This window comes from Sphingomonas spermidinifaciens, assembly GCF_002351485.1.
Classification (GTDB): Bacteria; Pseudomonadota; Alphaproteobacteria; order Sphingomonadales; family Sphingomonadaceae; genus Sphingomonas; species Sphingomonas spermidinifaciens.
Genome location: NZ_NWMW01000001.1, coordinates 411948 through 430857, shown reverse-complemented (window position 1 = coordinate 430857; position 18910 = coordinate 411948). Strand labels below are relative to the sequence as shown.

The window sequence follows — 18910 nt, the reverse complement described above, 5'->3', positions numbered from 1 at the left end:
TGGTTACGGGGAGCCGCTCTCGAAACCCAGCGTTTCTGACCCGAAGGAGAATGGCGATGGCGGCGAAAGCAGCGACGGACCACGGCAATTCGGTCAAGGACGACAAGCTCTACGAGGATCTGCGCCGACAGGGTGCCTCGAAAGAGAAGGCGGCGCGCATCGCCAACGCGAAGGCCGCGGGCACGCTGAAGCACAAATCGACCGAGCTCGACGATCGCAGCAAGGCCGAGCTTTATGCCGAGGCGAAGAAGATCGGCATCGAGGGGCGGTCGACGATGAGCAAGGCCGAACTGGTGAAGGCGATCCGAAGCCATTGAGGGCGGGGCGGGGGACCGCTATCGACCTCGGATGCCCGACCCGCGCGAAACCGGCCTGACCCTCGATCCCAAGTACGATGCCGCCGGCCTCGTTACCGCCGTCGCCACCGACGCCGCGACCGGCGAGGTGCTGATGCTCGCGCATATGAATGAGGAGGCGCTGGCGGCGACGCTGGCGACGCGCGAGGCGACCTTCTGGTCGCGCAGCCGGGGCAGGCTCTGGAAGAAGGGCGAGACCTCGGGGCATGTGCTGCACGTTCGCGATATCCGCATCGATTGCGATCAGGACGCGGTCTGGCTGCTCTGCGAGCGCGCCGGCCCCGCGTGCCATACCGGCCGCCGGAGCTGCTTCTATCGCCGCGTGACCGAGCATGGCCTCGAAGCGCTGGATTAGCCTCATCGCCGCGCTGGCGCTGGCCGGGTGCGGCGATCGGGCGCCTAAGGCCGCGAGCAACGCCGTGTCGCTCGAGGCGGCGGCGCGGTCACGCGGGCTGGTCGTCGATCCTGCCGACGCGCCGCTCACCGGCCTTTATGCGCGCGACAGCGACCGGCTGTGCCTCGTCGAACAGGGCGGGGCGGCGCGGATCGGGGTCGTCAGCGACTATGGCGAGGGCCTCGCCTGCGCCGCAACGGGCGTCGCTCGACGGAGCGGCGACTCGCTGTCGATCGAACTGGGCGCGACGGGCGATTGCACCTTCACCGCGCAGTTCGATGGCGAGCGGATCGTTTTTCCAGCGCGGCTGTCCGATGGGTGCAGGCGGTTCTGCGGTCCGCGCGCCTCGCTGTCCGCCTTCTCAGTCGAGCGCCTGTCGGCGAGCGCGTCGGAGGCGTCGGCGCTGCGCGACCCACAAGGACGGCTGCTCTGCCCCAGTTGACGTTTACGTAAAGGGCATATATCTCGGGTGCCATGCTCAGCACCGCCGCCACGCACGAGGCGCTTGCGCCGATCGAGCCGCGTCACGATCGCGACGCCTTCAGTATCTCTGACCTGTGCGCCGAGTTCGCCGTGACGCCCCGGGCGCTGCGCTTCTACGAGGACGAGGGGCTGATCGCGCCCGAGCGCCGCGGCCTCCAGCGCATCTATTCGCACCGCGACCGCGCGCGGCTCGCCTGGATCCTGCGCGGCAAGCGGGTGGGGTTCAGCCTGTCCGACATCCGCGAGATGATCGACCTCTACGACATCGGCGATGGTCGCCGCGTCCAGCGACAGGTGACGATCGAGAAGTGCCGTGCGCGCATCGACCTGCTCGAGGCACAGAAGCGCGACATCGATGCCGCCATCGCCGAACTCAACGAATTCCTCGCCGTCGTCGAAGCGGCGAGCGACAACAAGCACGCCTGAGAGGAAGCCCATGCCCCAGTACACGCCCCCGGTTCGCGACACCCGCTTCGTGCTCGACCATGTCGTCGGGCTCGACCGCCACGCCAACCTGCCCGGTTTCGCCAATGCGACCCCCGACATGGTCGATGCGGTGCTGGAGGAGGGCGGACGTTTCGTCGCCGAGGTGCTGTTCCCGCTCAACCATTCGGGCGATCAGGAGGGCTGCACCCGCCATCCCGATGGCAGCGTGACGACGCCCAAGGGTTTCAAGGAAGCCTATGACCAGCTGCGCGAGGCGGGCTGGATGACGCTCGGCGCGCCGGAGGAATTCGGCGGGCAGGGGATGCCGCACACCGTCTCGACCGCGTTCGAGGAATATATGATCTCCGCCAACATGGCGTTCGCCATGTATCCGGGCCTGACGCATGGCGCGATCGCCGCCCTCTTGGCCAAGGGGTCGGACGAGCAGAAGGCGCTCTATGTCCCGCGCATGGTGTCGGGCGAGTGGGGCGGTACGATGAACCTCACCGAGCCGCATTGCGGCACCGACCTCGGCCTCATCAAGACCAAGGCCGAGCCGCAGGCGGACGGCAGCTACGCGATTACGGGGACGAAGATCTTCATCTCCTCGGGCGAGCATGACCTCACCTCGAACATCATCCATCTCGTCCTCGCCAAGACGCCGGGCGCGCCCGACAGCGTCAAGGGGATCAGCCTGTTCGTGGTGCCGAAGTTCATGGTGAACGAGGATGGATCGCTCGGCGAGCGCAACACGCTGTCGTGCGGTTCGATCGAGCACAAGATGGGCATTCACGGCAACTCGACCTGCGTCATGAACTATGACGGTGCGAAGGGCTGGATGGTCGGCGAGGAAAACAAGGGCCTCGCCGCCATGTTCATCATGATGAACGCGGCGCGGCTGGGCGTCGGCCTTCAGGGACTGGGCGTCGCCGAGGTCGCGTACCAGAATGCGGTGCAGTACGCCCATGACCGGCGTCAGGGCCGCGCGCTGACCGGCCCGAAGGAGCCGGACGAGAAGGCCGACACGCTGTTCGTTCACCCCGATGTGCGCCGGATGCTGATGGAGGCCAAGGCGCTGACCGAGGGGCTGCGCGCGCTGTGCCTGTGGGGCGCGCTCCAAGTCGACCTTTCGCACAAGGCGCCCGACGATGCCGAGCGCCAGCTGGCAGACGACCTGATCGGCCTGCTCACCCCGGTCATCAAGGGATACGGCACCGACAAGGGCTATGAGATCGCGACCAGTGCGCAGCAGGTCTATGGCGGCCACGGCTACATCGCCGAATGGGGCATGGAGCAATATGTCCGCGATGCCCGCATTGCTCAGATCTATGAGGGTACCAATGGCGTGCAGGCGATGGACCTGGTCGGCCGCAAGCTCGCCCAGAATGGCGGGCGTGCGGTGCAGGCCTTCTTCAAGCTGGTCGGCGACGAGATCACCGCCGCCAAGCAGGACGAGGGTTCGGCCGACTTCGCCGCCCGGCTGGAGCGCGCGCTGAACGAGCTTCAGGCGGCGACGATGTGGTTCCTCCAGAACGGCATGAAGAATCCCGAGCATGTCGGCGCGGGCGCGCACAGCTACATGCACCTGATGGGCATCGTCGCGACGGGCCTGATGTGGCTGCGCATGGCGCGCGCCGCCGCCAAGCTGATCGCGGCGGGCGAGGGGGATGCGAAGTTCCTCAATGCCAAGCTGGTGACGGCGCGCTTCTATGCCGAGCGCATCCTCCCCGACGCCGGCGCTCTTCGGCGCAAGATCGAGGGCGGGGCGGAGAGCATCATGGCGCTCGAGCCCGAGTTGTTCATGGCGGCTTGACCGCGACGGCGGTCCCGCTCCTTCCTGGCTGTTGAAGCAGGAAGAAGTGGGACCCAGGCTCTAGGCCGAGGTAAAGGTGGCGTTCCGGGGCAGGAGGTGCTCGCCTCGACGCGAGCCCATCTCCTGTTGCGAGCCCTTATGAGGTTCAATGCTGAGCCGAGCACGCGCGTCATCCTGGATTCGATCCGATGCCAACTCGGCCCGCGCCCGCGGCGTTGCGCGCCTGGCCTAGAGCGGGTGGGCGACCGGATCGCGATCAGCTGGGAACGCGCTGCGCCCTGTCGTCTTCTGGAGAAGGGCGGGCGGTAGCTCCCTTCCCTGACAGGCCAAGCTGCACCGCCGCCCGATAGCCCCGCTCGCGGCGGCAAAAGCCAATCCCTTGTTGCAGACTCGGGCTTTAGGTTCCAACTGACGGGGCATGTCGGCACCGCATCCCTTCACCATTTCCAGCTTCCGCGCCTACTGGATCGCGCGCCTCGCCTCGACGCTGGGGCAGATGGCGATGGTCATCGTCATCGGCTGGCAGGTCTACGACATCGCCCGCGAGACGATGGGGATCCAGGCCGCCGCGTTTCAACTCGGCCTGATCGGCGTGGCGCAGTTCGTGCCGCTCCTGTTCCTCAGCCTCCTCACCGGCTGGGCCGCCGACCGGATCGACCGGCGCTTCATCGCCCGCGCCTCGGTCGCGCTCGAGGCCGGGTGCGCAGGGGCGCTCGCCTTCCTCACCTATACCGACGCGATTACGCTGCCCGCGTTGTTCGCCGTCGCCGCCCTGCTCGGCGTCGCACGTGCCTTTGCCAGCCCGGCGCTTCAGGCGCTCGCGCCGAACCTCGTCCCCGCCGCCTCGCTGCCGACCGCGATCGCGCTGTCGTCGCTCGCATGGCAGTCGGGGTCGATCGTCGGCCCGGCGATGGGCGGCTATCTCTACGCCTGGGCCGACTGGGGCGCCTATACGGCCTCGGCGGGGCTGTTCGCCCTCGCCCTTCTGTGCTTGCTCTTCATCCAGCCGATTCCCCGCTCAAAGATCACCGGCGCGGCGAACCCCTGGGCGCAGATGGTCGACGGCCTTCATTATGTCCGCCGCAACCGGCTGGTGCTCGGCGCGATCAGCCTCGATCTGTTCGCGGTGTTGCTGGGCGGTGCGACGGCGATGCTGCCCATCTATGCGCGTGACATCCTGATGGTCGGGGCAGAGGGTCTCGGCCACCTGCGTGCCGCGCCCGCTGTCGGTGCTGTCGCGGTCGGCATCTGGTTTGCCTGGCGACCGCTCAAGACCGATGTAGGGGGCAAGATGCTGCTTGCGGTCATCGGCTTCGGCGCGGCGACGGTGGTGTTCGGCCTCGCCGCGCCGGTGCTGGTGCCGATCCTCGGCCCCTCGGCCGTCGGCAGCGACTTCGCACCCGCCGTCGCGCTGTCGCTCCTCGCCCTTGTCGTCGTCGGCGCGACCGACATGGTGTCGGTGTATGTCCGCCAGTCGCTGATCCAGCTCTACACGCCCGACGAGATGCGCGGCCGCGTCGGCGCGGTCTCGACGCTGTTCGTCTCGGGCTCGAACGAGCTGGGCGAGGCGCGTTCTGGCTTCCTCGCGGCTGCGCTGGGCCCGGTACTGGCGGTGGCGGGCGGCGGCGCGCTCGCCATTCTCGTCACGATCTTCTGGGACAAGCTCTTTCCCGAACTTCGCGCCGCGCGCAGTTTTGATCCCCCCAAGACACTCGAATACCCCCCGCTCGAGGAGAAGATGGCATGAAGGCAGCAACGATCCTGGCGACCATCGGCAACACCCCGCATGTTCGCATCCAGCGCCTGTTCGGCACCGCCGAGGTCTGGATCAAGTCCGAGCGGTCGAATCCCGGCGGCTCGATCAAGGACCGCATCGCGCTGGCGATGATCGAGGCGGCCGAGCGCGACGGCAAGCTCCAGCCCGGCGGGACGATCGTCGAGCCGACCAGCGGCAACACCGGCGTCGGCCTGGCGATGGTCGCTGCGGTTAAGGGCTACAAGCTGATCCTCGTCATGCCCGAGAGCATGTCGATCGAGCGCCGCCGCCTGATGCTGGCTTACGGCGCGGCGTTCGACCTCACCCCGCGCGAGAAGGGCATGAAGGGCGCGATCGAACGCGCGCTCGAGATCGTCGGAGCGACGCCCGGCGCGTGGATGCCGCAACAGTTCGAGAATCCGGCGAACGTCGATGTCCATGTCCGCACGACGGCGCAGGAAATCCTCAATGATTTCCGCGACGATCCGATCGACGTCATCGTCACCGGCGTCGGCACCGGCGGTCACATCACCGGCGTCGCCGAGGAATTGAAGAAGGCCTGGCCCGCCCTCAAGGTCTATGCCGTCGAGCCCGAGCTGTCGCCCGTCATCTCGGGCGGTCAGCCCGGCCCGCACCCGATCCAGGGCATCGGCGCGGGCTTCGTTCCCGCCAATCTCCACACCCAGGCGATCGACGGCGTGATCCAGGTCTCGGCCGACACCGCCAAGGACTATGCCCGCCGCTCGGCGCGCGAGGAGGGGCTGCTCGTCGGCATTTCCTCGGGCGCGACGCTGGCGGCGATCGCGAAGAAGCTCCCCGAATTGCCCGAGGGCACGCGGGTGCTCGGCTTCAACTACGACACCGGCGAGCGCTATCTGTCGGTGCCCGATTTCCTGCCCGAGCAGTAAGCCCGGTTTTTGCCACGCCCTGCGAAATGAGCTAACGCCCCGCCGCCTCCCGCGCGCGGGGCGTCTTGCCGATGCATCAGATGAGCCCGCCCCGAACGCCGCTTGGCCGGCGCCTGCTGCCCGAGGGATCGGTCCCGCGGCCCCTGCTGGCTGTCCTGACGATCGTGGCGCTGCTGGCGATCCTGATGCCACTGGTCATCGTGGCCAATGCCCCGCGGATCGTGCCCATCGAGCGCAAGGTCGCCCGCGCCCGCCCACCGCAGCGCGTGATCCCGCCCGCCGAACTGCCGCCGGTCGAACCCGCGGAATTTGTCGCCGTGTCGCGCGAAGACGCCGTGGCCTACAACGCCTCGATTCCCTTCTCGACCGCGCCGCTGCTCTCTGCCCGGCCTTTCCGGATCATTGGCGACGAGGCGAGCATCGCGCGCGCCACCGACTGCCTGACCGCCGGCGTCCTCTATGAAGCGGGCGACGATACCGTTGGACAGCGCGCGGTGGCGCAGGTCATCCTCAATCGCGTCCGCCATCCCGCCTTTCCTAAGACCATCTGCGGCGTTGTTTTTCAGGGGGCGGAGCGGCGCACCGGCTGCCAGTTCACCTTCACCTGCGATGGCGCGCTCGCCCGCCGCTATTCGGAGGCCGCCTGGGCACGCGCGCACGATGTTGCCGCGGCGGCGCTGCGGGGAAAAGTCGAAAAGGCGGTGGGCACGGCCACGCACTATCACACCAATTGGGTCGTCCCCTATTGGTCGTCGAGCCTCGACAAGATCAGCGAGGTCCATACCCATCTCTTCTTCCGCTGGACGGGCTGGTGGGGCACGCCGCCGGCATTCAACGGCCGCTACGTCGCCGCCGAGCCGCTGATCGCGAAGATGAAGGGCATCGCGCCATCGCACGGCGCGGCCGAGGACGTGCCGATCGTCGCCGGGGAGGTCGCGATCGACCTCCCGATCCTCGCGCCCGAGGCGATGCCGAAGCCGCTGGCGGGCGACCCGAACAGCTTTCTGGTGACGCTCGACCGTCGATTGCCGCCCGGCGAATATGCCGCCTATGCCGGGCTCGTCTGTGCCGACCGACCGTATTGCAAGTTCCTCGCCTGGACCGATCGCGCCGACACGCCCGCGGCGCTACCCGGCGACCCGCGCCAGATGGAGCGGATGGCGTTCAGCTACCTGCGCGATCGCGCGCGGGGGTTCGACAAGGCGCTCTGGGCCTGCGACCGCTTCCCGCGGCCCGAGCCCGGCCAGTGCATGAAGGTGCAGGTGTTCATGCCGAGCCCCGCACGGGCCGACAGCCCCCGGCTGGAGGCGCTGCCCGGATCGGGGCTGCGCGCGGCGCTTGGGGCCGGCGAAGCGAAGGAGAACGCCCCCACCGAGCTGACGGGTGTTCGGCGGCGGACGGGCACGCTCGCGCCAACGGTGCCAGCGCCGGCCGCTCCGCCGCCCGTCAGGCGGACGATGGGACCCGAGTTGCCGAAGCCGCAATAGGGGGCGTCACTCGACGGACGCCACCGCTCCGCCGCCGGCCCGAGAGGGAGAAGCGGGATGCGAATCGGGCATGGTCACATCGTTCCCCAAACCCACGCCGGGTCAACGCTATGTCGAAAGGAAGCGGTCGAGCGCTGCCGGGTAGAGCCGATGCTCCGCAGCCAGCACTCGCGCGGCCAGCGTGTCGGGCGTATCGCCGGGCTCGACCGGCACTTCGGCCTGCGCGATGACGGGGCCGTCGTCGAGCGCTTCGGTGACCAGATGCACGGACGCACCCGCCACCGTGTCACCCGCTGCGATTGCGCGCGCGTGGGTATCGAGGCCCTTGTACTTGGGCAGAAGAGAGGGGTGGATGTTGAGGATGCGGCCCGCCCAGCGCGCGACGAACTCGGGCGAGAGCAGTCGCATGTATCCGGCGAGCGCGATGACCTCGACCCCTGCGCCGGTGAGCGCCGCGTCGATCTCGGCCTCATATTCGGGCTTGGGCCGACCCTTGGGCGAGGCGGCGAAAGTGGCGATGCCCTGTCCGGCGGCCCAGGCGAGGCCGGGCGCCTCCGGCTTGTCGCTGGCGACGAGCACGACCTCGTAGCGGGCATCGGCGGCGCGGCTGGCGGCGACGAGCGCCTGCATGTTCGAGCCGCGGCCCGACAGCAGGATGCCGACGCGCGCGCGGTCAGCCATGGTTGTGCGTCGCTTCCCAGTCGCTGCGCGCCGACCAGGTGCCGGCGCTCCCGGCCACGGTGCAGCCGCGCGGCCCTGCCTCGATCGCGCCGATGCGATGGACGGTCTCACCCGCGGCGGCCAGTTCGTTGTCGATGGCCTCGGCCTGATCGGCGGCGACGATCGCAACCATGCCGATGCCGCAATTGAAGGTTCTCGCCATCTCCTCGGGCTCGATCGCGCCCTGTGCCTGGAGGAAGGCCATGAGGCGCGGCTGGTCCCATGCGTCGGCGTCGATGCGGGCGTGCGTGCCTTCCGGCAATACACGCGGGATGTTCTCAAGAAGGCCGCCGCCGGTGATGTGCGCGAGGCCCTTGATCCGGCGGGCACGGAGCAGGGGCAGCAGGCTCGCGACATAGATCCGGGTCGGTGCCATCAGCGCGTCGATCAGGATCACCTCCTGGTCGAACAGCGCGGGGCGGTCGAGCTTCCAGCCCTTGTCCGCGGCGAGGCGGCGGACGAGCGAGTAGCCATTGGAATGAACGCCCGTCGAGGCGAGGCCGAGCACCACGTCGCCCGGCGCGATCGCGCGGCCCGTGAGCAGCGCGTCGCGCTCGACCGCGCCGACGCAGAAACCGGCGAGGTCATAATCGCCATCGGCGTACATTCCCGGCATCTCGGCCGTCTCGCCGCCGATCAGCGCGCAGCTCGCCTGGCGGCACCCCTCGGCGATGCCGGCGATCACGCGCGTCGCGACGGCGTTGTCGAGCTTTCCGCTGGCATAGTAATCGAGGAAGAATAGCGGCTCCGCGCCTTGGACGATCAGGTCGTTGGCGCACATCGCGACCAGGTCGATGCCGACGCCGTCATGCGCGTCATGCTCGATCGCGAGCTTCAATTTGGTGCCGACACCGTCGTTCGCGGCCACGAGCAGCGGGTCGGTGAAGCCCGCGGCCTTGAGGTCGAAGATGCCGCCGAAGCCGCCGAGATCGGCATCGGCGCCCGGCCGCCGTGTTGCGCGCGCCAGCGGCCCGATCGCGCGCACAAGCGCATTGCCGGCGTCGATCGACACGCCCGCCTGGGCGTATGTATAGGGCTTGGGGTCGGTCATCCCGCGCCGATAGGACGGGGGCGGGGGCGAGGCAATGGGCGAGCGCTTGCCCGATCGTCAGCGCGTACCTGACTCGAGATCCCGCTTCGTCCGTTCCGCCCTATGCGCCTCTTGGGGCGAAAGAAGAGCGGAGCCCGGATCGCGGCCGGGGTGACGGCGAGGCGCCGCAATTCCCTTGGATTTCACCGCGGGCTTCGCCAAAAGGGCGGCGATGCGGGGCCGTGCTGCCAGATTTACGATGTTCGCCGCCAGCGCCGCCATGGTGCTGGGCGTCGCCTCGAGCCAGGCGCAGGACGGCTCGGGCAGTTTCGAGGTGTCGGGCGTCACCGTCGACGTGACCGCCAAGAGCGCCGAGGCGGCGCGCACCGGCGGCTGGCGGCTCGCCCAGCGCAAGGGCTGGTCGATGCTGTCGCAGCGGCTGACGGGCAAGGCCGGCGGGCTGCCCGATGGGACGCTCGACGGCCTCGTCACGGGGATCGTCGTCGAGAACGAACAGATCGGCCCCAACCGCTACATCGCCCGGCTGGGCGTGCTCTTCAATCGCGCGCGCGCGGCGGAAATCCTGGGCGTCAGCGGGTTTATGACGCGATCGCCGCCGATGCTGCTCGTGCCGATGATCCGCTCTGGCGGGACCGAGGCGGTGTTCGAGCGTGAGACGCCATGGCGCGCCGCCTGGGGCCGGTTCCGCACCGGCAACACCGCGATCGACTATATCCGGCCGGCGGGGAACGGGACCGACGCGCTCCTGATGAACGCGGGGCTGACCGGGCGGCCGGGACGCGGCTGGTGGCGCAACGTGCTCGACCAGTACGGCGCCAACGACGTGCTGATCCCGCAGGTAACGCTGTATCGCCAGTGGCCGGGTGGCCCCGTGATCGGCGTTTTCCGCGCCGGATACGGCCCCGACAACCGCGAGGCCGGCAGCTTCAGCCTGCGCGTGGCGAATGGGGACGGACTGCCCGCGCTGCTCGACACCGGCGTCCAGCGGCTCGACGCGCTTTATCAGGCGGCGCTGCGCGGCGGGCTGCTGCGGCCCGACCCGCTGCTCGAGTTCGTGCCGCCCACCGACCAGCCGGTCGCCGAAGAAGTGCTGCCGGGCGACATCCCGCTGATCGAGGAGGGGCCTGCCGCCACGCTCCCAAGCGAACCGCTGTCGACCGTGACGCTCCAGTTCGACACGCCGGGCGTCGGCGCGGTGAGCGCGGCCGAGGCGTCGGTGCGCGGCATTCCCGGCGTACAGAGCGCCGCGACGAGCAGCCTGGCACTGGGCGGCGTGTCGCTGATGCGGGTCGAGTTCGCGGGCGACCCGGCGGTGCTCGCGGTGGCGCTCGGCCAGCGCGGCTGGACCGTCGAGGGGAGCGGCGCGACGCTGCGCATCCGGCGGTCCGCGCCCGCGGCTGAGGCACCGCCGCCCGAATGAGCCAGCTGCGTCTGCCGCTCCAACGCCCGGAGGGAGCGCGCAAGGACGAGTTCATCGTCGGCGACGCCAACATGGCCGCCGTCCATCATCTCGAACATTGGGGCACCTGGCCGGTAATGGCGGCGTTGCTGGTCGGGCCGCGCAAGTCGGGGCGTAGCCTGCTCGCGCGGCTGTTTACGCGCCGGGCGGGCGGCCGGCTGATCGACGATGCCGAGCGTGCGGGCGAGACCGACATTTTTCATGTCTGGAACCTCGCTCAGGCCGATCGCAAGCCGCTGCTGATCGTCGCCGACCATGCACCGCCCCAGTGGAGCGTACGGCTGCCCGACCTGCGCTCGCGCCTCGCCGCGACGCCGGTGCTCCGGATCGAGGAGCCCGATGACGTGCTGTTCGCCGCGCTGCTGCGCGACCAGTTCGAGCGGCGCGAGCTTTATGCGGGCGAGGAGTTGGTCGCCTGGCTGATGAAGCGGGTGGAGCGCAGCTACCTGTCGCTCGTCCGCATCGTCGATGCGCTCGACGATGCCGCGAACGAGGCGGACAAGCGGCGGATTTCGATCCCGCTTGCCCGTCCGGCCTTGTCAGCACGGGGGCTGCTGGTCCAAGGGGGCGGCGAACTTCGGCACGAGGAAGCATGACCCGTCCCGTTCGCCCCAATTTCGACGCCTCGCCCGATCAGGCGCCGGCACCCGACGTTCCGACCGGCCGCTATTTCAATCGCGAACTGAGCTGGCTGGCGTTCAACAAGCGGGTGATGGAGGAGGCGTGCAATCCCGCGCATCCGCTGCTGGAGCGCGTCCGCTTCCTGTCGATCTCGGGCTCGAATTTCGACGAGTTCTTCATGGTGCGCGTCGCGGGGCTGAAGGGGCAGCAGGTGCAGGAGGTCGACTCGCGATCGATCGACGGCCTCAATCCCAACCAGCAGCTCGCCGCGATCGTGGCGGAGGCCGGCCGCCTCGCCGACGAGCAGCAGGCGATCTGGCGCGACCTTGCGGGACAGATGGCCGAGACGGGTATCCGAGTGCTGGGCGAGGACGCGATCGAGGGCGAGGCCGACGAGTGGCTCGACCGCCATTTCCGCGAGCAGATCTTCCCGATCCTGACGCCGCAGGCGCTCGACCCCGCGCATCCGTTCCCGTTCATCCCCAACAAGGGGTCGAGCGTGATCTTCGACCTCGTCCGCAAGTCCGATGGACAGGCGATCCGTGAACTGGTTCTCCTGCCGCCGACGCTGCCGCGGTTCGTGCGCGTGCCGGGGGACGCCGCCTGCTACGTGCCGATCGAGGCGATGCTCAAGCGCTTCGCGCCGCAGCTTTTCCCCGGCTACGAGATCAAGGGATCGGCGGGATTTCGCGTTCTGCGCGACAGCGACATCGAGCTGGAGGAGGAAGCCGAGGACCTCGTCCTCTACTTCCGCACCGCGATAAAGCGCCGCCGCCGCGGCCGGGTCATCCGCCTCGAGATGGAGACGGCGATCACCGCTGAGCTCGAAGCGGTGCTGATCGACGAGCTCGAGGGGAGCGAGGCGCTGCTGACCGAGAAGGTCAGCTTCCTCGGCATCGCCGACCTTGCGTCGTTGGTTGACGAGGATCGACCCGACCTCAAGTTCCCGCCCTTCTCACCCCGCTTTCCCGAGCGCATCCGCGAATATGGCGGCGACTGCTTCGCGGCGATCCGGGCGAAGGACATCGTCGTCCACCACCCATATGAGACGTTCGACGTGGTGCTTGCCTTCCTCAAGCAGGCGGCGGCCGACCCCGATGTGGTCGCGATCAAGCAGACGCTCTACCGCGCGGGCAAGCAATCGGCGGTCATCAGCGCGCTGATCGCCGCGGCGGAGGCGGGGAAGTCGGTGACCGCGGTCGTCGAGCTGAAGGCGCGCTTCGACGAGGAGCAGAATCTTCTCTGGGCCAACGCGCTCGAACGCGCGGGCGTTCAGGTCGTCTATGGCTTCATCGACTGGAAGACGCACGCCAAGGTGTCGATGGTCGTCCGGCGCGAGGGCGGCGAGTTCAGGAGCTACGTCCATTTCGGCACGGGCAATTATCACCCGATCACCGCGCGCATCTATACCGACCTCAGCTTCTTCACCGCCGACCCGGCGCTGGGGCGCGACGCGGCGCAGCTGTTCAACTACATCACCGGCTATGTCGAGCCGCAGGGCCTCGAACAGCTGCGCATGAGCCCGCGCGACCTGCGCGCCAGCCTGATCGCCCTCATCGACCGCGAGATCGGCTTCGCGCGCGCGGGCAAGCCCGCCAGCCTCTGGGCCAAGATGAACTCGCTGGTCGATCCCGCGATCATCGAGAAGCTCTATGAGGCGAGCGGCGCAGGGGTCGAGATCGACCTCGTCATCCGCGGCATCTGCTGCCTGCGCCCCGGCGTGCCGGGCATGTCCGACCATATCCGGGTCAAGTCGATCGTCGGCCGATTCCTGGAGCACAGCCGCATCTGGGCGTTCGGGAACGGCAAGCCGCTGCCCAACGACGATGCGCGCGTCTATATCTCCTCGGCCGACTGGATGCCACGCAACTTCGACCGGCGGGTCGAGTTCATGCTGCCGATCACCAACCCGACGGTCCATGACCAGATCCTCGACCAGGTGATGACCGCCAACCTGCTCGACACCGAGCAGAGCTGGGAATTGCAGCCCGACGGTACGTATGAGCGGGACGAGCCGGGCGCCAAGCCCTTCAACCTCCACCGTTATTTCATGACCAATCCGTCGCTGTCGGGCCGCGGCGCGGCGCTGGCCAGCCGAGGGGCGGTCCCCAAGCTCAAGCTGCGGCGGAACGCGCCGATCGGGCCCGCGGCGTTGCCGCCCCCGCCACCTGCCCAGGACCTCGATCCGGCGTGAGCCTTTTCTTCCGCAAGCCTTCGGGCGAGGCGCGTGCGCGCACGGCGATCATCGACATTGGTTCGAACTCGATTCGCCTCGTGGTCTATGAAGGACCCGCGCGGCTGCCGGCGACCCTGTTCAACGAGAAGGTGATGGCCGGCCTTGGCCGCGGGCTGGCCGAGACCGGGGCGATCAGTACCGAGGGGATGGCGACCGCCCGCGCCGCGCTGGCCCGCTTCGCGATGCTGGCGCGCGCGATGGAGGTCGACGAGCTGCGCACCGTCGCCACCGCGGCGGTCCGCGATGCCTCAAACGGTGCCGACCTGCTGGCGATCGCGAGCGAGCTCGGCCTGTCGGTCGAGCTGCTGCCGGGCGAGGCCGAGGCGACGGCGTCTGGGCACGGCGTGCTGTCGGCGATCCCCGATGCCGACGGCATCGTCGGCGATCTGGGCGGCGGCAGCCTTGAACTCGTGCGCGTCTCGAATGGCGCGGTGGGGGAGCGCGTGTCGTTCCCGCTTGGCGTGCTGCGCATCGCGGCGATCCGCGCGCGCGGCAAGGGCACGCTCGACCGCCATGTCGCCCGCGCGCTGCGCGAGGCCAACTGGCTGGGGCGCGGGCAGGGGCTTCCGCTCTACCTTGTCGGTGGATCATGGCGTGCGCTCGCGCGGCTCGACATGCACCAGACCGCCTATCCGCTGCCCGTCATCCACGGCTATCGCCTGGACGCCGCGACCATCGAGCGGCTGATCCGCCAGATCGGCGGCCTGCCCAAGGCGAAGCTGCGAAACATCCCCAACCTGTCGGGCGGGCGCATCGCGACGCTCGACGACGCGGCGCGGCTGCTGACGGTGCTGATGCGGCATCTGGGCAGCGAGATGGCGATCGCCTCGGCCTTCGGCCTGCGCGAGGGGTTGCTGCACGAGCGCCTAGATCCGGCGACGCGCGCGCTCGACCCGCTGATCGTGGCGGCGCGCGAGGAAGGGCGGCGGCTGGGGCGGTTCCCCGAGCATGGCGACCTGCTCGACGCCTGGATCGCGCCGCTGTTCGGGCATGAGGATGCGGCGCTTGCGCGGCTGCGCCACGCCGCCTGTCTGCTCGCCGACGTTGCCTGGCTCGCCAATCCAGAGTTCCGTGCCGAACGCGGGCTGGAGGTCGCGCTTCACGGCAACTGGGTCGCGATCGAGGCGGAGGGGCGTGCGCTGCTTGCGCAGGCGCTGTTCACCTGTTTTGGCGGCGGCACTGAATCGCCTGATCCGCTCGCGCGCCTCGCCGCGCCAGATCGGCTAGAATGCGCCGCGCGCTGGGGACTTGCGATGCGGCTGGGCCAGCGGCTGTCGGGCGGCGTCGCCGGGCCGCTCAAGCGCACGGCGCTCGCCCGCACCGGCGACCGGCTGACGCTCCGCACCGAGCCGGCGCAGGCCGCACTCTATGGCGAGGCGGTCGAGCGGCGGCACAAGGCGCTGGCTGGCGCGCTCGGGCTGACGCCCGCCCATGTGCCCGATTTCGAGAGAGTGTGATGACGCTTCCCACCCGCCGCATCGGTCCGTTCGAGGTATCGGCGATCGGCCTCGGCTGCATGAACCTGAGCCACGCTTACGGCGAGAAGCCCGCGCCCGCCGATGCGGAGGCGCTGCTAAACCGCGCGCTCGACCTGGGCGTGACGCTGCTCGATACCGCGGCGCTCTATGGTTTCGGCGAGAACGAGCGGCTGGTCGGCCGCGCGGTGGGGCATCGCCGCGGCGAATACACGCTGGCGAGCAAGTGCGTGCTCGACGTGATCGACGGCAAGCGTGGCCTCGACGGGTCGCCTGCGGCGATCGCGCGCACGCTCGACGCGGCGCTCCAGCGGCTGGGGACCGATCACATCGACCTCTATTATCTCCACCGCCTCGACAAGAATGTGCCGATCGAGGAGTCGGTCGGCGCGCTGGTCCGTGCGCATGAGGCGGGGAAGATTGGCGCGATCGGTCTGTCCGAAATGAGCGCGGCGACGATCCGCCGCGCCGACGCCGTCCATCCGGTCGCGGCGGTCCAGACCGAATATTCGCCGGTGGTGCGCAATGCCGAGATCGCCGTCCTCGACACCTGCCGCGAGCTCGGCATCGGCTTCGTCGCCTTTTCACCCGTTGCGCGCGGATTGCTCGCGGGCGGGATCGCGGGTGACGATTATGTCGAGGGCGATATCCGCCGGGCGATGCCGCGTTTCACCGGGGAGGCGCTGGCGCACAATCTGCGCGCGGTCGCGGCCTATGATACGCTGGCGGTCGAGATCGGCTGTACGTCCGCGCAGCTGTCGCTCGCCTGGGTGCTGTCGCGCGCCGAGCACATCGTGCCGATCCCCGGCACCCGCTCGGTCGCGCATCTCGAAGAGAATGTCGGCGCGCTCGGCGTGACGATCACGCCCGAGATCGCCGCGCGCATCGACGCGGTCTTCGCGCCCGGCGCGATCCGGGGGCCGCGCTATGCCGCGGCGATGCAGGCGCAGATCGACACCGAAACCTTTCCTGACGAAGAACTCGCCTGACCGCCTCGCTTTGGTCGCAAAGCCGGGGTAGCGGCGCGGCATCGGTTGAAGGTTGATCGCCCGCTTGCCCCTGTCGCTTGCCCCCATCCTTCACCGAATGCCCGAGCGTTTACGCGGCGAACGCGCGCGCCGGATCGCCGGCGTGGTGCTGGCGCTGCTCGTCGAGCTGCTGCTCGTGCTGATCCTGCTGACGCTCAAGCCTGATCTGGTCGGGCGTGAGGACGCGAAATCGACGCCGGTCTTCACGATGGAAGCCGCCGACGAAGCCTCGCCCGAGCCCGCCGCCGAGGCGCAGCCGGAAACCGAGACCCCGCCGGCGGAGGCCGAGACGCCGCCCGCCGAGACGCCGCCGACTACCGAGCCGCGCCTGGCGCCGCCCGTGCCGACGCCGCCCAGCGACGCGCCGCCCGCGCCGTCGCCGCCGCCCTATATCCTCCTGCCGCGCGAAACGCTGGCGCAGGCCGACATACGCCGGCCGAGCGCGCCGGCCGCTGCCCCCGCCGCGCCCGCACGACGCCCTACCTATGGCCCGGTCGATCGTGGCCCGCCCGGCCCACCCGACAGCGAGGTGGTCGGCCGCGCGCCCAATGGCGAGCCGCTCTACGCCGCCGCCTGGTACCGCGAGCCCTATGACGACGAGCTGCGCGGCTATCTGTCGACCGCAAGCGGGCCGGGCTACGGCCTGATCGCGTGCCGGACCGCGCCCAACTGGCGGGTAGAGGATTGCGTGTCGCTGGGCGAATCGCCCGAGGGATCGAACATCGCGCGCTCGGTCCTCGCCGCCGCCTGGCAGTTCAAGGTCCGCCCGCCACGTGTCGGCGGCGAATACCGCGTCGGCGAGTGGGTGCGCATACGTATCGACTATGGCGTCGAGCGACGTCGCCGCTGAACGCCATTGGCAAGCCGCCGCGAACATGGCTTGTTAGCGGTAAAGCAAAAGGCGGGGAGGTTTGCGTGGCAGGATTGACGGGCGCAGTGCCCGATACGGGTCGGGTGGGCCAGAACGAGAAGCTGGTGATCGCCGCCTCGTCGCTCGGCACGGTGTTCGAGTGGTATGATTTCTACCTCTACGGCCTGCTCGCCGCGCATATCTCGGCGCAGTTCTTCTCGGGCGTCAACGAAACGACGGGGTTCATCCTCGCGCTCGCCGCCTTCGCCGCGGGGTTCGCGGTGCGGCCGTTCGGCGCGCTGGTGTTCGGGCGGATCGGAGATCTGGTCGGGCGCAAGAACACCTTCCTCGTCACCATGGGGCTGATGGGCCTGTCGACCTTCGCGGTCGGCCTGCTTCCTTCCTACGCCGCGATCGGGATCGCCGCGCCGTTCATCCTCGTCACGCTGCGGCTCTTGCAGGGCCTTGCGCTGGGCGGCGAATATGGCGGCGCGGCCACCTATGTCGCCGAGCATGCGCCCGAGGGGAAGCGCGGGCTCTATACCAGCTGGATCCAGACGACGGCCACGCTGGGCCTGTTCGCGGCGCTGCTGGTCGTGATCGGCCTGCGCACCGCGATCGGCGAGGAAAGCTTCGCCGCCTGGGGCTGGCGGGTGCCGTTCCTCGTCTCGATCGTGCTCCTGGGCGTGTCGATCTGGATCCGGCTGCAACTCGCCGAAAGCCCGGTCTTCCAGAAGATGAAGGAAGAGGGGACGACGTCGAAGGCACCGATCAAGGAGGCATTCGGCGAGTGGCGCAACCTGCGCTGGGTGCTGATCGCGCTGTTCGGCGCCGGGGCGGGGCAGGCGGTGGTCTGGTACACCGGGCAATTCTATGCGCTCTTCTACCTCGAGAAGGTGCTGAAGGTCGACGGCGCGACCGCCAACATCCTGATCGCGGTCGCGCTGGCAATCGGCACCCCGTTCTTCGTCTTCTTCGGCTGGCTCTCGGACCGGATCGGACGCAAGCCGATCATCCTCGCCGGCTGTGCGCTGGCGGTGGTCAGCTATTTCCCCTTGTTTCACGCGCTGACCCGCGCCGCCAATCCGGCGCTGGCGGCGGCGTCGGCCAGCGCGCCGATCGTGGTCACGACCGATCCTGCGACCTGCTCGCTCCAGTTCGATCCGGTGGGGCGCAACAAGTTCGACACGACGAGCTGCGACCTGGCCAAGGCGTACCTGGCCAAGGCAGGTCTGCCCTATGCCACGCAAGCCACAACCGGGCGGGCGAGCGTGGTCGCGGTCGGCGACGTCCGATTCGAGGTGCCCGATCCTGCCGCGGTCCCCAACGATCCCGCGCGCTGGACGGCGCTGGGCGATGCGATCGCGGCGGCGGGTTATCCGGCCAAGGCCGATCCGGTGCGCATCGACCGGGTACAGGTGGTGGCGATCCTGTTCGCGCTCGTCCTGCTCGTGACGATGGTGTACGGCCCGATCGCGGCGCTGTTGGTCGAGCTGTTCCCCAGCCGCATCCGCTACACGTCGATGTCGCTGCCCTATCACATCGCCAATGGCTGGTTCGGCGGGTTCCTGCCGACGACGGCGTTCGCGATCGTCGCGGCGACGGGCAACATCTATGACGGGCTGTGGTATCCGGTGATCGTCGCGGGCGCGACGGTAGTCATCGGGCTCACCTTCCTGCCCGAAACCTTTCGCCGGCGCATCGAGGATTGAATCAAAAACCCCGGCAAGCCGCTGGGCTGCCGGGGTTTTCGATGGTGGGCGTGGCAAGGATTGAACTTGCGACCCCTGCGATGTCAACACAGTGCTCTACCACTGAGCTACACGCCCGCCGGGAGTGGCGCTGTT

The 18910-nt window shown here is 69.1% G+C and carries 17 protein-coding genes and 1 tRNA gene; 15 read left to right on the top strand and 3 right to left on the bottom strand.

Annotated features, from left to right (window positions below; translation table 11 throughout):
* The first annotated feature begins 56 nt into the window (after nt 1–56).
* From COC42_RS02080 to COC42_RS02045, 8 genes are all read left to right on the top strand, one after another.
* Nucleotides 57–317: a DUF7218 family protein gene (locus COC42_RS02080; RefSeq protein ID WP_096343026.1), complete on the top strand. Its 261-nt coding sequence runs from the start codon at nt 57–59 to the stop codon at nt 315–317.
* A 31-nt stretch (nt 318–348) separates the two neighbouring features.
* Nucleotides 349–711, top strand: a complete 363-nt coding sequence (hisI, locus tag COC42_RS02075; protein WP_096341627.1) for a phosphoribosyl-AMP cyclohydrolase — start codon at nt 349–351, stop codon at nt 709–711.
* Nucleotides 689–1192, top strand: coding sequence for a hypothetical protein (locus COC42_RS02070; protein WP_096341626.1), 504 nt, complete (start codon nt 689–691; stop codon nt 1190–1192). Before hisI ends, COC42_RS02070 begins: the two co-directional genes overlap by 23 nt.
* A 32-nt stretch (nt 1193–1224) precedes the next feature.
* On the top strand, nt 1225–1659 hold the full coding sequence (locus COC42_RS02065) for a MerR family transcriptional regulator (protein WP_096341625.1): 435 nt from the start codon (nt 1225–1227) through the stop codon (nt 1657–1659).
* A 10-nt stretch (nt 1660–1669) separates the two neighbouring features.
* Nucleotides 1670–3472, top strand: a complete 1803-nt coding sequence (locus COC42_RS02060; RefSeq protein ID WP_096341624.1) for an acyl-CoA dehydrogenase C-terminal domain-containing protein — start codon at nt 1670–1672, stop codon at nt 3470–3472.
* A gap of 418 nt (nt 3473–3890) precedes the next feature.
* Nucleotides 3891–5219 carry an MFS transporter gene (locus COC42_RS02055; RefSeq protein WP_096341623.1) on the top strand — a complete coding sequence of 443 codons (1329 nt, stop codon included), beginning with the start codon at nt 3891–3893 and terminating at the stop codon, nt 5217–5219.
* The gene (gene cysK / locus COC42_RS02050; protein WP_096341622.1) at nt 5216–6136 is read left to right on the top strand and encodes a cysteine synthase A; all 921 of its coding nucleotides are present in this window, start codon (nt 5216–5218) and stop codon (nt 6134–6136) included. The genes COC42_RS02055 and cysK overlap by 4 nt, the downstream gene beginning before the upstream one ends.
* Before the next feature lie 80 nt (nt 6137–6216).
* Nucleotides 6217–7623: a cell wall hydrolase gene (locus tag COC42_RS02045; RefSeq protein WP_096343025.1), complete on the top strand. Its 1407-nt coding sequence runs from the start codon at nt 6217–6219 to the stop codon at nt 7621–7623.
* Between the two features lie 108 nt (nt 7624–7731).
* Here COC42_RS02045 and purN read toward each other — a convergent pair whose 3' ends face one another.
* Nucleotides 7732–8304: a phosphoribosylglycinamide formyltransferase gene (gene purN / locus COC42_RS02040; RefSeq protein ID WP_096341621.1), complete on the bottom strand. Its 573-nt coding sequence runs from the start codon at nt 8302–8304 to the stop codon at nt 7732–7734.
* Nucleotides 8297–9394: a phosphoribosylformylglycinamidine cyclo-ligase gene (purM, locus tag COC42_RS02035; RefSeq protein WP_096341620.1), complete on the bottom strand. Its 1098-nt coding sequence runs from the start codon at nt 9392–9394 to the stop codon at nt 8297–8299. Before purM ends, purN begins: the two co-directional genes overlap by 8 nt.
* A 211-nt stretch (nt 9395–9605) precedes the next feature.
* Here purM and COC42_RS02030 point away from each other — a divergent pair, with 211 nt between their 5' ends.
* The 7 genes from COC42_RS02030 to COC42_RS02000 all read left to right on the top strand — a co-directional run bounded on the left by COC42_RS02030 (nt 9606) and on the right by COC42_RS02000 (nt 18775).
* The gene (locus tag COC42_RS02030) at nt 9606–10814 is read left to right on the top strand and encodes a hypothetical protein (protein WP_096343024.1); all 1209 of its coding nucleotides are present in this window, start codon (nt 9606–9608) and stop codon (nt 10812–10814) included.
* Entirely contained in the window at nt 10811–11449 is a 639-nt protein-coding gene (locus tag COC42_RS02025) for an HdaA/DnaA family protein (protein ID WP_096341619.1), read from the top strand. The genes COC42_RS02030 and COC42_RS02025 overlap by 4 nt, the downstream gene beginning before the upstream one ends.
* Nucleotides 11446–13668, top strand: a complete 2223-nt coding sequence (locus tag COC42_RS02020) for an RNA degradosome polyphosphate kinase (RefSeq protein ID WP_096341618.1) — start codon at nt 11446–11448, stop codon at nt 13666–13668. Before COC42_RS02025 ends, COC42_RS02020 begins: the two co-directional genes overlap by 4 nt.
* Nucleotides 13665–15167 carry a Ppx/GppA family phosphatase gene (locus COC42_RS02015; RefSeq protein WP_096341617.1) on the top strand — a complete coding sequence of 501 codons (1503 nt, stop codon included), beginning with the start codon at nt 13665–13667 and terminating at the stop codon, nt 15165–15167. Before COC42_RS02020 ends, COC42_RS02015 begins: the two co-directional genes overlap by 4 nt.
* Nucleotides 15167–16174 carry an aldo/keto reductase gene (locus tag COC42_RS02010; protein WP_096341616.1) on the top strand — a complete coding sequence of 336 codons (1008 nt, stop codon included), beginning with the start codon at nt 15167–15169 and terminating at the stop codon, nt 16172–16174. The genes COC42_RS02015 and COC42_RS02010 overlap by 1 nt, the downstream gene beginning before the upstream one ends.
* 97 nt (nt 16175–16271) lie before the next feature.
* The gene (locus COC42_RS02005) at nt 16272–17063 is read left to right on the top strand and encodes a hypothetical protein (RefSeq protein WP_096341615.1); all 792 of its coding nucleotides are present in this window, start codon (nt 16272–16274) and stop codon (nt 17061–17063) included.
* Nucleotides 17064–17128: 65 nt separating this feature from the next.
* Complete coding sequence (locus COC42_RS02000; RefSeq protein ID WP_096341614.1) at nt 17129–18775, top strand: MFS transporter; 1647 nt, start codon at nt 17129–17131, stop codon at nt 18773–18775.
* Nucleotides 18776–18817: 42 nt separating this feature from the next.
* On the opposite strand, the gene COC42_RS01995 is transcribed toward COC42_RS02000, so the two are convergent.
* Nucleotides 18818–18892 (bottom strand) — tRNA-Val (locus tag COC42_RS01995).
* Between the last annotated feature and the right edge of the window lie 18 nt (nt 18893–18910).

What these genes read in the sequence shown, in the direction of transcription:
- COC42_RS02055 (WP_096341623.1), top strand. Translation starts at nt 3,891, where the DNA reads ATGTCGGCACCGCATCCCTTCACCATTTCCAGCTTCCGCGCCTACTGG.
- purN (WP_096341621.1), bottom strand. Translation starts at nt 8,304, where the DNA reads ATGGCTGACCGCGCGCGCGTCGGCATCCTGCTGTCGGGCCGCGGCTCG.
- COC42_RS02020 (WP_096341618.1), top strand. Translation starts at nt 11,446, where the DNA reads ATGACCCGTCCCGTTCGCCCCAATTTCGACGCCTCGCCCGATCAGGCG.
- COC42_RS02005 (WP_096341615.1), top strand. Translation starts at nt 16,272, where the DNA reads ATGCCCGAGCGTTTACGCGGCGAACGCGCGCGCCGGATCGCCGGCGTG.
- COC42_RS02025 (WP_096341619.1), top strand. Translation starts at nt 10,811, where the DNA reads ATGAGCCAGCTGCGTCTGCCGCTCCAACGCCCGGAGGGAGCGCGCAAG.
- cysK (WP_096341622.1), top strand. Translation starts at nt 5,216, where the DNA reads ATGAAGGCAGCAACGATCCTGGCGACCATCGGCAACACCCCGCATGTT.
- COC42_RS02070 (WP_096341626.1), top strand. Translation starts at nt 689, where the DNA reads ATGGCCTCGAAGCGCTGGATTAGCCTCATCGCCGCGCTGGCGCTGGCC.
- purM (WP_096341620.1), bottom strand. Translation starts at nt 9,394, where the DNA reads ATGACCGACCCCAAGCCCTATACATACGCCCAGGCGGGCGTGTCGATC.
- COC42_RS02060 (WP_096341624.1), top strand. Translation starts at nt 1,670, where the DNA reads ATGCCCCAGTACACGCCCCCGGTTCGCGACACCCGCTTCGTGCTCGAC.
- COC42_RS02080 (WP_096343026.1), top strand. Translation starts at nt 57, where the DNA reads ATGGCGGCGAAAGCAGCGACGGACCACGGCAATTCGGTCAAGGACGAC.
- COC42_RS02010 (WP_096341616.1), top strand. Translation starts at nt 15,167, where the DNA reads ATGACGCTTCCCACCCGCCGCATCGGTCCGTTCGAGGTATCGGCGATC.
- COC42_RS02030 (WP_096343024.1), top strand. Translation starts at nt 9,606, where the DNA reads ATGCGGGGCCGTGCTGCCAGATTTACGATGTTCGCCGCCAGCGCCGCC.
- COC42_RS02065 (WP_096341625.1), top strand. Translation starts at nt 1,225, where the DNA reads ATGCTCAGCACCGCCGCCACGCACGAGGCGCTTGCGCCGATCGAGCCG.
- COC42_RS02045 (WP_096343025.1), top strand. Translation starts at nt 6,217, where the DNA reads ATGAGCCCGCCCCGAACGCCGCTTGGCCGGCGCCTGCTGCCCGAGGGA.
- hisI (WP_096341627.1), top strand. Translation starts at nt 349, where the DNA reads ATGCCCGACCCGCGCGAAACCGGCCTGACCCTCGATCCCAAGTACGAT.